Here is a 13,448-nt window from a genome sequence, read left to right as displayed (position 1 = left end):
AAATTAAATGGCAATAATTATTAATTTAGACTCTGCCACGTCCATCTCTTTCAAGCAAGCATCAAGCCAAGAATAACCATTGTCAGAGAAAAACATGCTGAAATTAAAAATCCTTTCTTGCCATGTTTTCGCGGGATGTACTTCCAAAAATAGCATTTCTAATCTTTCTAGAAGCTCACTTTGTTTTACTTTTTCCGCCTTGAGCAATCTCTTTTTCAATCTCTTGAAAGATTTCAGTTGTCTTACTTCTTCAGCGGCCACCATGTTTCCAAAAGATTTTTCTGTACTTTCTGCCAATATTTTTAGCGAATCAAAATGGTTGATAAGCATTTTTTCTTGTTCTTGCAAAGTTTTCAAGATTTCAGAATGATCCAAGATTTTTTCATTGGTAATGGTTGTAAAATTGGTGAAGAAATTCTCTAGTTTTAAACTCAACTTCTCTATTTTACCTAAAGTTTTCTGTTTGATAAATAACATGGAGTTCCTTGGGATCAAAATAGGAAATGATAATTCTAAAAATTCAAAATAATCTTTAAGCTCTAGCCAATACATAATCTCTGCATTACCCCCAATATAAGCTAAATTCGGCATTACCTTTTCCTGAAAAATAGGACGCATTAATGCATTTGGACTAAATCTTTCGGTGTTGTTGTCAAGCTCAAATAAAATTTCATCTTTTGTAAAAAATTGATCCGAATCAACAATTTGGAATTGATCTCCTACACCTTCTATTCTATTTCTACTTTCAGACAAATAAAATAGATTGATATCACGAGGATTTACTTGAACCTTACCATATTTTTCCGTCAGGAATTTTACTTTTTCTTTAGACCAATTTTGCAATTGGTTATGCAGAAGTTCACCCTTAAAGACAGTAATCATCTGACGCTTCAATGCCAGAGAGTCTCCATCTAGGATAAGCAATCCGTAGGCTGAGAAAAGTCTATTAACAAATAATTGTATGGCTTGTGTAAGTGTATTTCCGGAGTGATAAGATTCCTTTAACATTAAGATAAGTTCGGTTCCAAAAATAGAATCTTTAAATTCTTTTTCGAAATCTGAAATAAATGCAGTGTCTGTAATCTTTATTCTCCCAACTGCACCTCCGAATTTCTCGTTAAACTCGTAATAATTATTTTCTGTCTTGAAATGATTAATTTCAGCAAAATCATGATCTTCGGTTGCCATCCAATATACAGGCACAAAATTGTATTCTGGAAAATGATTCTTTAGAAATAAACAGGTCTTAATCGTCTGCAAAATTTTATATACAAAAAAGACTGGTCCAGAAAAAAGATTCAGCTGATGCCCAGTAGTAATAGTAAAAGTATCACCAGACTTTATCAGTTCTATATTTTCCTTTTGCTTTATCGAAAGCGTAAGGTAAGAAAGCTGACGGCTAAATTCTTCTGATAAAATTTCTCTTTGGAAATCCTCAAAAGTACTTTTTTTATGTTGAATTTGCTTTGCGAAATTCTCAAGTGAAAAGGTAGAGTCCTCAAATCCATCAATACTGTGGTTCAGGAAATCTTTTACCAATTGCGGAATTGTATCTATTTCTGTGAAAGCTATTTTATTAACTGTTTTCAAGTTGTTGTTTTTTTAATTAAATAAATACCATACAATACCCAAATTCAGTCTGAAATCATACACTGGATAATGCGGAAAAGCATAAGATTTGTTGTGGGCGATCACCGTTCCTATTTGTTGTCCTTCTATAAAGAAAAACATCTTTTTCACCTTTAGGTTAAAATAGATATCTGCAATAGGTTGCCCACCAATAGAAAAGGAATTTGCATTGGGTAAAATATATTCGTTGATGAGTGGTAAATATTCCCTGGAGGCAAACTTTGTGAAATAATATACTTTTATACCTGTCTGAATTTCTGCTGCATTTTTAAAGGCTTTAGACTGAAAAAAGAGGTTCCCTCTCCCAATGAATGAGGGTAATGGCAATAAATCTTTGTTGGTAAGATTATTCTGAAACTGCACTCTTGCATTCAGGTGAAATTTGCCAAAACTAAAAGTAGCGTCTCCACCAATTTGTGAGATATTAAGAGGTGTATCGCTTTGCAAAGGCATTGCATCTTCATTGAAATAAGTATAATTATCAATCCTAAAGTAGTTGGCAAAGATTTGCGTTTTAAACCACTTCAGGTCTACACTTCCTCCAATTTCTGTTACATTCTGATTCTTGATATCGGCTAAATAATAATTGAATTTACTGTAAACCGAAGCATTAGCTAAATAATTGAATGATGGATAAACGCTTTGAAAATTCACTTTTGCATTGATAGAATAATCTTTGATGGGTTCAAAATGAAAATAATTAGTTGTTTTCAGATAATTACCAAATTGATTTCCTTTTGATATTTCCAGAAATGAATTTAGCTGCAATTTTTCAAATAATTTTATCTGCAAATTGGCCACTGCCCCCAATCTATTCTCTTTTGTCTCTGCTGGAAAATCTGATAATGGAACAGATAACTCATTAAGTCCGAATTTCAGAATCTGATAACGCACTCCAGCATCAAGCTTAAATTTTTCATTATCCAAAACCAAACTTACCGTATTGCTAAAATTGCTAGAATATTTTTTGGTAGACAAAGGGAATGAGCTATCTACTTCCGTCGGCAACTCAAACCAATAGTTTTCTAAAGCATCTTGATGAAAATAATATTTGTTGCTTTGGTTGGACAAAGTGTGTCTAATCCTGAAGGGAAATTTTTCAGAATTAAAAGGTGTATACTGATGACTCAGATAATATCTTCGGTAAGAAAACTGAGTACTTGTAGATGCCAGATTTACTTGTGCATTCCAACGGTTACTAAATTCATTGTCTCCTGATTGGAAAAGTTCATCATTTACAATTCCTCCATTCTCTTGGTTATTCACATTTTGATGTAAATAATGAGCGAAGAGTTCATATCTACCACTTTTTGAAGTATAGTGTCCTGAGAATAATGTATTGTTATTAGCCGCCAAAGAATTTCTATACATTCCTTGAGAGCGTAGTCCGAAATATTCTATAGCAAAATTGAATTGTTTACCAATATTCTGAGTGTAAGTAGAATTTAGAGCTGCACCATTTTTCATGGCATTATGGTAGATGAATGTTGCAGTGGGAGTTTTTACATCATAATATCGAATGTGATTGGGACCCAGAATTCCATAAGACTTATTGGTAGGCAACATAGAGAGATTCTGCTCTGCGTTAACCTCATAAGAAAGCGGATTGAAACCTGCACCTATGTTTGCAAATTGTACTTTTCCGAAATTATCTTTATCGTTAAACTGCGAGAATATATAGGTTTTATCAACACTTAAAACTGTGTCGAAAACTTTCTTTTCGCCATATTGTTTTTGAAATTGATAATCCTGAATGGTGGGTTTAAAAATTTTCATAGAATCTTTCTTACCAGAATCTATGACCAAAGTATCCTCAATTTTTTTTTCAGATGCAATAACTTCTGTTTTATTAACAATCACTTGAGCTTTGGCAGTGAAGCCAAAAAATATGATAAGAATGATGTATTTCATTATAAATAGTATAATGCAAAAATAAATAAAAAATCCTCGCAGTGCGAGGATTTATAAAAACAGTATAGTAAAATAAAATTTACTAGATTATTAGAAGTTTGGATTATTCAAAACTTCTTGTTGTGGAATTTTCATATATAATCTTTCATCATCATAAGAAAAAGATTGACCTGCCAAAAATCGGTGATTTGTACCTCTAGTCACAGTTGCTTTATTCCTTTTCAAAGCAAAATAAGATTTACCTTCTCCCCAAAATTCTATACGTGTATTCTTATAAATTTCAGTTTGTAAAGCAACTCCAGAAAGAGTATCAATATAACTTACATCTGTAATTCTATTTTGCAAATAATTTTTAAGTATTTGTTTAGCCTCTCCTTCTTGTCCAGATTTTGCTAAAGATTCAGCAGCTAATAAATGAAATTCATCAACTCTCATATAGATATAATCCGCATCAATTTGTCTCTGTTTTTGAAATATTCTATCAGGCGCATAAAACTTATTACCAGGATAATTTCTTGCAGGAGTTGCAGCAATATTAGCTTGAACATCATTTGCCATTACAAACTGATTTTTTCTCGCATCATCTGCTCTCATACTATTGTATAAGTTTAAATCTATTCCTTTTCTATCTCCTACAGAAGCATAGCTATAAGTAAACATATCAACTTGTCCCCACCAGCTTATTAAATCTAAACCATTCACGACTTCAATATCATAACCCCACATCCAACTTGGCGTTTCTAAGTCATTAAATCCACCGCCACTAGGGGCAGCTCCCGCAGAATGAGCCATTCTTATGGCTTGAGTTTTAGATGTTATTGGATAACCGTAATTAGTTATGATATCTTTAGAAAGTGTTGCAGCTAAAGCATATTGTTCTGTCGCTGCATAAGTATATGCTAAAAGACCTTTCGCAACAGATTGATCAATTTGTCCTTTATTTTCTCTATTGAAGCCTTCTAAGTAATCAATAGATTTAGTCAAATCGTCTGTTATCTGACCATAAACTTGTTGCTGCGTTGCCTTAGGACCTGCTGGTGATTGAGATGTTGTATATAATGGGATTGACGGCTCGTTTGCACTATATCCTTTAGTGTACATTTGCATTAGTTGAAAATAGGCTAAGCCTCTAATTGCTTTTGCTTGACCCATTGCATATCTCTCATCTGAACCAGAGGGAACTGCATTTGTTCCACCCAACTCATCAATTACATCGTTTGCCCCTGCGATTAATCTATAATAAAATCTCCAAGGTCTATAATTTTCTTGTTGAGTAAAATCTGCAGGTGCAGACAAACTTGCCATATTAGAGTACCAACCATAGGTTACTCCTTCTAAAACAAAATCTTGTGACAGAATATCCGTATAAATATCATATCCTTTGTGACCCATATCATCATGTGCAGTCGTTCCTCCAGATTCTGCTGTAATCATTAAATTATATAAACCGTTTAATTTAATTTGCAATGGTGCATCTCCTATTGTTTGTGTAGGTGAAGTTTCAAGAAACTCATCCTTACAAGAAATAGTAAGTGTTGCCAATGCAATACTTGATAATAGTAATATCTTTTTCATTTTTAGTTTAATCTTTAGAAGTTAATTTTTGCACCAAAGGTAATAGTTGATAATGGAGCATACGCATAAGTATCACTACCACCTGTTTCAGAAACACTTGGGTTTAAACCTTTTCTTTTACTTGTAATCCATAAATTATCACCAGTTATAAAAAGATTAAATCCGGTCATACCCAAAGCTTTGACATAATTTTGGGGAAGAGAATATCCAACTCTTAAATTATTAAGAGCAATAAAATCTGATTTAATAAGAAATCTACTTGATCTTGCATTAAAATTAACATCAGCAGCATAATTAGATGAAAGTCTTGGAACATCAGTTACATCACCTGGATTTTGCCATCTATTAAGAATGTCATCATGCCAATTGTTTCCACCTACTTGTCTATTATGCATAAGCCCTGCATAAGCTCCATCGTATGCATAACCTCCTACACTATATAGAAATTGTACACCTAGAGAGAAAGATTTGTATCCAAAATCTAAATTAAATGCTCCTCTAATATCAGGAATTGCAGATTTATCTAGATATTTTTGTGTCGCTTGTGCATAGTTTTCGGTTGTTCCAGTTCTAATGTCAGCATTAGGATTTTGTGACTGATATTCATATAGTGATGTTATCTGTTCGCCAGCATCGAACCCACCATTTCCATTCTTATCTAAGTAATTTACATACCATTGTGCTGCTCCAGTAGCCGAATTCACACCCGCATATTCTCTCATATAATAATCGTAAATAGATCTACCCGCTGCACGTCCAAAACCAGCTTCTGATAAATCTAATAATTTACGTTCTCCAGTACTAATATCTACTGGCATTTGAGCTAGTTCATTTTTTAGAACTTCTCCATTAAAGCCAAAATCTAGTCTAAAATCGTTTTTATTAATAATATGTGTATTTACTGTAAATTCTAATCCTTGATTCTTCAAAATACCATCGTTAACTTTCAAGATAGCATTACCTGTAGATGGTGCTAATCTATTGTCAAAAATTAAATTATTTGTTTTTTTCGCATAATAATCAACCGTTATTTCAACAGCACTATTTTTAAATAAATTAAGTTCTATACCTCCTTGGAAATTATTTGCTTTTTCCCATGTTAACTCTGGATATCCATTTCTATCGAAAGCTGCACCGGGTAGTCCCATAAAATTACCAGGATTATATACATTGTAGCCAGGATAGAATCCTACTCCTCCTTGATCTCCCACAGTTCCATAACTAGCTTTTAACTTCAGATACTTAATTGTCTTATTATCTTGGAGAAAGTTTTCTCTTGAAGCTAACCATCCGATTCCTCCAGATGCAAAGGTATCCCATTTTTGGTTTAAAAATCTAGATGATCCATCTCTTCTTACTGTACCATCAAAAAAGTATTTGCCTTTAAAATTATAACTTAACTGGCCAAAATAACTTTCTAACATATAGCTATTAAGGTATGAGCTAGATTGAGACTCACCAATTCCAATATTCAATTCAGGAATCATATCTATAATATTGGGTCTTCCAGCCGACATATATTTCTGTTCCCAACTATTACTTTCATGAGCAACAAATGCTTGAACACTATGATCGTCAAACTTTTTGTTAAATCTCAATAACTGAAGCCAGTTGTATGACATAAGCTCTGTCTTCGTCTTAAAGATATATCCATTTTGACTCGCAGCACTTCCATAGTATGGATTATCAACCTGATCATTACTATTATTATAATACTGCCCTCCAATTCTTGTTTCAAAACTTAGGAATTTTGTAATATCAGCTTTTAAAAACATATTCGCATTTAGCTCATGCTTATAAAAATTATTCTGATTATATGTTGCGTCGGCTATTGAATTGGTTAGAGCACCAAAGCCTCTTCCGTTTGGACCATCCCCATAATCATATTGGAAACCACCGTAACGTGGATCTGCAACCTTATTACCCGCAGCATCTCTTAAAAATAAAGGATATATTGAAGGTATATTATCTACAAACCAAAAAATACTTCCAGAATCTGCCGTCTGACCATTTCTTTTAGCTTTTGAATAAGAATATCCTAAATTAAATTCACCTTTTAACCAGCTTTTAGCTTGATGAGATAAATTTAATCTACCATTATATCTTTCAAAATTTGAATTTATTGAATAACCTTCATCACTTAGATATCCAATATTGGTGTAAAAAGTTGTTTTATCACTACCACCACTTATACTTAAATTATTCTCAGTTCTAACTGAAGTTTGAAATGCATAATCTTCCCAATTCTCAGGATCATATTTTCTGCTCAATCCAGGTCTTACCTGACCTGTTGCAGGATCTATTAATTGTGATCCAGAAAGTCCCCATAAGTTATAATCGGGGCTAATACCTGTACCACTGAAAAGATTATTATTAGCATATGTTATTGGATTAGCATTATTTAATAATCTTCCTTGATTTCTTAAAGCTTCCCAACTTAAACCTACGAATTGTTCTGGAGATTTTATTGTTTCATAACGAGGTAACAACCCCATATTAAATCCAACTTTAGACTCTATTTGAATTACTGATTTATTAGCTCTACCTTTCTTGGTATTCATTACAACAACTCCGTTTGCTCCTCTTGCACCATAAATTGATGTTGCAGTGGCATCCTTAAGAATTATCATATTTTCGATATCATCAGGGTTAATTGCACTTACATTTCCTGTGTAAGGAACTCCATCTAATACATAAAGTGGACTTCTGTTTCCATTTACTGATCCAAAACCTCTAATTCTAATTGTAGCATCTGTACCAGGTTGCCCTGAAGTGTTTATAACTCTTACACCCGCCGATTCTCCAGCTAGAGCCTGACTAACTGTAGATACATTTTTAGCTTCAATTGATTTGGCATTTACTTTGGAAGCTGTCCCTACATAACTCTCTTTTGGAACACTACTATAACCAATCATTACTACCTCTTCAATTTGAGTTTCATTATCAGCAGTATCTTTTGGTTTTTGTTGTGCAAATGCAACTTGTCCCAAAAAGAACAGAGCTCCAGCACTTAATACACGTAATTTAACATTCATATTAACAAATTTTAATATATTTTATCGGCAAATATGTTAATAAATATTAACATATGCAAATTTAAATTCAAATTTATTATTTGTTATTTATAGAATTATCTTCAATATGTATTTGTTCCTGCACTATTATGATAAAAAATGAATCAAAACACAGTATAAACTTAGTAATTTCATATAAAATTGATAATTTTTAACTGTTTTGATATTATTTATAATCTTTCTATTTTATTGCATATACCTGTTAAATTCTAAAAAAAAAGACTGTTTTCGTCAGTAACGAAAACAGTCTATTATATAGAATCACAACACTTGCTGTGACTTTGAGGGTCTTCAAGAAATTATTTCAGTTTTTTCTTCACTGCAACTTCTTCATATACTTCAAGGATATCATATTGTTCGATATCGTTGTAGCCTTTAAGGTTCAATCCACATTCGTAGCCTTTTGTAACTTCTCTTACATCGTCTTTGAAACGTTTTAAACTCTCTAGTTCACCGTCAAATTTCACGATACCATCACGAAGTACTCTTACTTTAGATTGTCTTGTTACTTTACCAGAAAGAACCATACAACCCGCAATTGTACCAATCTTAGAAATCTTGAATACTTCTCTGATCTCCACATTACCAATTACTTGTTCTTTAATCTCTGGAGATAACATACCTTCCATTGCATCTTTTACCTCTTCAATAGCGGCATAGATTACAGAATAATGTCTGATTTCTATTTCTTCTTTATCTGCAAGCTCTTTAGCATTAGCACCAGCTCTTACGTTGAATCCAATAATGATTGCGTCTGAAGCTGCTGCCAAGTTGATGTCTGATTCAGTAATCTGACCTACACCAGAGTGAAGGATATTTACGCTGATTTCCTCTGTGGAAAGTCTTTGTAATTGGTCTGATAATGCTTCTACAGAACCATCTACATCACCCTTAAGGATTATATTCAGTTCTTTGAAATCACCAATAGCAATACGTCTACCCAACTCTTCTAATGTAGTATGTTTCTTAGTTCTGATAGAAAGCTCTCTTTGTAGTTGTTCTCTCTTGTTAGCAATAGATTTTGCTTCACTTTCGTCTTCAAATACTTTAAACTTATCCCCAGCAGTAGGTGCTCCATCTAAACCTAAAATAGTGACTGGGATAGAAGGTCCTGCTTCTGTAAGATTTTTACCCCTTTCATCAAGCATAGCTTTTACCTTACCATGGTTTTTACCTGCTAATACATAATCTCCAACTTTTAGAGTACCAGATTGTACCAACATTGTTGCTACATATCCTCTACCTTTATCCAGTGAAGCTTCAATTACAACACCCTGAGCATTTCTATTAGGATTTGCTTTTAGCTCTAACATCTCTGCCTGCAATAATACTTTTTCTAAAAGAAGATCCATATTATTCCCAAATTTAGCTGAGATTTCTTGTGCTTGTACAGTACCACCCCACTCTTCTACAAGAATATTCATTCCAGAAAGTTGCTGACGTACGTTGTCTGCATTTGCACCTTGCTTATCTACTTTGTTAAATGCTATAATCATTGGTACACCTGCAGCTTGTGCGTGAGAAATAGCTTCTTTCGTTTGAGGCATTACATCATCATCAGCAGCAATCACAATAATTGCAATATCTGTGATCTGTGCACCTCTCGCTCTCATCGCGGTAAACGCTTCGTGACCTGGTGTATCCAAGAATGTAATTCTCTGTCCACCTTCTAATTTCACATTGTAAGCACCAATGTGCTGTGTAATACCTCCAGATTCCCCAGCGATGACATTAGTTTTTCTAATATAATCTAGTAGAGATGTTTTACCATGATCTACGTGACCCATTACTGTCACAATTGGAGCTCTAGGTAGTAGATCTTCTTCAGTATCTACATACTCTTCAGTATCTGCTTCTTCTAGATCTGCATCAGAAAATTCAATTTTATATCCGAATTCATCTGCAACTAATAATAAGGTATCCGCTTCTAATCTTTGGTTCATGGTAACCATTACCCCAAGAGAGAAACATGCTGAGATTACTTCCGTAGGAGAAACATTCATCAAACTTGCCAATTCACCTACAGTGATGAATTCTGTTACTTTTAATGTGATATCTTGCGCATCAATTTCTTGCTGACGCTCATCTTGTTCTCTACGGTATGTTCTCTTGTCCTTTCTATGTTTAGACGATTTGGATTTTCCTCCTTTATTTGTTAATTTCTCAAGAGTTTCCTTGATTTGATTTTTAACTTGTTCGTCTGTCAACTCAACCGGCATTGTTCTTTGCCCTGGTCTATTATTATTTCCTCCTGGAGCTTTCTTGAAGCCTCCACCTTGTCCTGGTGGACGGTTTCCTTGGTTATTACCAAAACGGTTTGGTCCTGTACCCGCTTGTCCTGGTGGACGGTTTCCTCCTGAACCTGCTTGTCCTGGTGGGCGGTTTCCTCCTGGGCCATTTTGTCCTTGAGGACGGTTGGCACCACCTGATGGGTTGTTACCCGTGTTAGGTTGGTTAGTTCCAGGTTTTTCTATTCTTTTTCGCTTCTTTTTAGCACCCGCATTAGGCTTTGGTGCAAATTGAGACAAATCAATTTTTTCACCTACAATTTTTGGCCCATCCAGTTTCTGATATACAGTTTCTATCTTCTGAGATTCCTGAGGTTCGTCTACTATGGGTTCCACTTTTTTCTGCTCCACTTTTTCAATTGGTTTTTCAACCGGCTTAGGTGTTTCCACAATTGGCATTACTGCTTTCACTTCTGGCTTTGCTACCTCAGCTTTAGGTTTATCTTTTTTTGCAGGTCTATTTCTATTTCCCTCAATCTGAGACAAATCAATTTTATCCAACACTTTAAATTCCTGCTTTTCTTGTATTGGTTTGGTTACCGCAACCTGAGTTGGCTCTTCTTTTGCCACCTCTATTTCTTTTACTTCTTCTTTCTTCTCTTCTACAGGAGCAGAAGTAGGAGGAGTTTCTACCACAAACTCAGTCTTTTTAGGTTCAAGATCTATCTTACCTAAAATTCTAGTTTCCGGTTTTGTATTAGCTTTAGCTCTTATTACTTCAGGTGCTTTCTCTTCTACTATTTCCAACTTTTCTTCTGGAACTTTAGAAATAACCACCTCATGAGAAGCCTTACGTTGCTCGCCATCTTTGGCAAACTCAGCTTCTAATGCAGAATATGCCGCTTCTTCTAATTGAGCGTTAGGATTACTTTCAACCACGAAGTCTTTTGACTGCAAAAATTCTACTAGTCGCGTCATCGATATGTTAAATTCCTTAACCGCTTTATTTAATCTTATTTTTGGCATCTATATTATTTACTATTTTTTAATTTTTAAAATTAAAGTATTTTTACTTTTTATTAAAATTTATTATGAAATTTTAATCTTCAAATTCCTCTCTCAAAATACGTTTTACGTCTTCGATTGTTTCTTCTTCTAGATCAACCATATTTAAAAGACTTTCTGTTTCCTTATCCAATACAGATTTTGCAGTTGTAAGACCCACTTTCTTAAACTCATCTAAAACCCATTGTTCAATATCATCGTTGAACTCTCTAAGATCAACGTCATCATCTTCACTCGCTTCTCTGTGTACATCTATCTCGTACCCAGTAAGCCATGAAGCCAATCTGATGTTTTGCCCTTGTTTACCAATTACCTTAGAAATTTCTTCGATAGGCGTGTATACCATCGCATACTTTCTCTCCTCGTTAATCTCGATTTTATTAATCGTTACGTTTCCTAAAGCTCTCTTTACAAAAATTTCAGGGTTTTTGGACCACTGAATAACATCTATATTTTCGTTTCTTAATTCTCTTACTACACCATGTATTCTAGAACCTTTCACTCCAACACAAGCTCCTACTGGATCTATTCTATCATCGTAAGCATCCACAGCAATTTTGGCTTTTTCACCAGGTATTCTCACTGCTTTTTTTAGAATAATAGTTCCGTCTTGAATTTCAGGAATTTCTAATTCTAATAATTTCTCTAAGAATTTAGGAGCCGTTCTTGAAATAATAATTTGTGGTTTAGATCCTTTGAAATCTACAGATTCTACTACTGCTCTGATGTTTTCTCCTTTCTTGAAGAAATCTGAAGATATTTGGTTTTCTTTAGGTAAAATAAACTCATTCTCTTCATCATCTAATAAAATAACGTGCTTGTGACGGATATGGTGTATTTCGCCCATTACGATCTCGCCAATTCTATCTTTAAACTGCTCGTAAAGCATTGCATTATTGTGTTCCTGCAATTTCGTAGCCAAAATTTGTTTCAAAGTAAGGATACTTCTTCTTCCAAGCTGTGCTACAGGAATTTCCATAGTGAAATCTTCCCCTACTTCAAAAGTAGGATCTATTTTCTTTGCTGCAGTGATTTCTATTTCCAAATCATCATCTTCAGACATCTCGTCTTCAACGATCGTTTTATTTAAAAAAATCTGAAAGTCACCTTTATCAGGGTTTACAATTACATCAAAATGATCATCAGAATCAAATCTTTTTCTCAAAAGAGTTTTTAGAGAATCTTCAATAATTGCCATAAGATCAATCTTACTGATCCCTTTCTCGTCTTTAAAATCACCAAAGGATTCAATCAACGCTATATTATCCATTTATTCTTTTTTTTCTTTTTAAAATTTAATTGCGACTAACGCTTTTTTGATATCAGAGTATACAATTTCTCTTTCCTCTTCCACGTCTACCTTTCCTTTACCTACTTCTTTCGGTTTTCTGTAACGTAGTACCAGCGTTATCTTTTCCTCATCTACGTCTACTAATTCTCCTTCAATTTCAGAAGAATCTTGTAGCATAATCTCTATATCTCTACCAAGATTTTTATTAAATTGTCTTGGCGTCACCAATGGCTCACTAAGCCCTGCAGACATTACTTGAAGGCTAAAATCATGCTCCTCACGATCCATATTGAATTCTATAGCGCGGCTTGCGTCTAAACAATCCTGCAAAGTGACACCATTATCACCGTCCAAAATTACGGTAACATCGCTTGCCGTAGAAATCTTTAAATCAATAAGAAATAAATCTTCTCTTGTTGCCAAGAAATCATTTAATAATGTTTCAATATTTTTTCTAAACTCCATATCGTATGTAATGATGATTTACCCGTACGAAAAAAGGCTTTCTCTCGAAGCCTTTTCATTTTTTCCGTAAATCTCCTGCAAATATACAACAAATTTATAAAAAACGCAAATACTGTTCATAATCAACGCAATAACAATACCTAATAAAATCAACATTAAGAGAAAGAAAAGATAAAATATTTTATGATTCTCATAATAAACACAGCATTT

At 33.9% G+C, this 13,448-nt stretch carries 7 protein-coding genes; all 7 read right to left on the bottom strand.

Annotated features, from left to right (window positions below; all coding sequences use genetic code 11):
- Positions 1-3: 3 nt before the first annotated feature.
- A complete protein-coding gene (gene bshC / locus ACKI42_RS05825) occupies positions 4-1,590 on the bottom strand; it encodes a bacillithiol biosynthesis cysteine-adding enzyme BshC (RefSeq protein WP_407403397.1) in 1,587 nt (528 codons plus the stop codon).
- A 12-nt stretch (positions 1,591-1,602) separates the two neighbouring features.
- Positions 1,603-3,540, bottom strand: coding sequence for a putative porin (locus ACKI42_RS05820; protein ID WP_407403395.1), 1,938 nt, complete (start codon positions 3,538-3,540; stop codon positions 1,603-1,605).
- A gap of 90 nt (positions 3,541-3,630) precedes the next feature.
- Complete coding sequence (locus ACKI42_RS05815; RefSeq protein ID WP_407403393.1) at positions 3,631-5,115, bottom strand: RagB/SusD family nutrient uptake outer membrane protein; 1,485 nt, start codon at positions 5,113-5,115, stop codon at positions 3,631-3,633.
- A gap of 14 nt (positions 5,116-5,129) precedes the next feature.
- Entirely contained in the window at positions 5,130-8,150 is a 3,021-nt protein-coding gene (locus tag ACKI42_RS05810) for a SusC/RagA family TonB-linked outer membrane protein (RefSeq protein ID WP_407403391.1), read from the bottom strand.
- 338 nt (positions 8,151-8,488) lie between these two features.
- Entirely contained in the window at positions 8,489-11,443 is a 2,955-nt protein-coding gene (gene infB, locus ACKI42_RS05805; RefSeq protein WP_407403389.1) for a translation initiation factor IF-2, read from the bottom strand.
- 73 nt (positions 11,444-11,516) lie between these two features.
- A complete protein-coding gene (gene nusA / locus ACKI42_RS05800) occupies positions 11,517-12,752 on the bottom strand; it encodes a transcription termination factor NusA (protein ID WP_407403387.1) in 1,236 nt (411 codons plus the stop codon).
- An 18-nt stretch (positions 12,753-12,770) separates the two neighbouring features.
- Complete coding sequence (gene rimP / locus ACKI42_RS05795; protein WP_407403385.1) at positions 12,771-13,238, bottom strand: ribosome assembly cofactor RimP; 468 nt, start codon at positions 13,236-13,238, stop codon at positions 12,771-12,773.
- Positions 13,239-13,448: the final 210 nt, after the last annotated feature.

This window comes from Chryseobacterium sp. (assembly GCF_045629545.1).
Taxonomy (GTDB): domain Bacteria; phylum Bacteroidota; class Bacteroidia; order Flavobacteriales; family Weeksellaceae; genus Chryseobacterium.
This window is presented reverse-complemented; position numbering and strand designations above follow the sequence as displayed.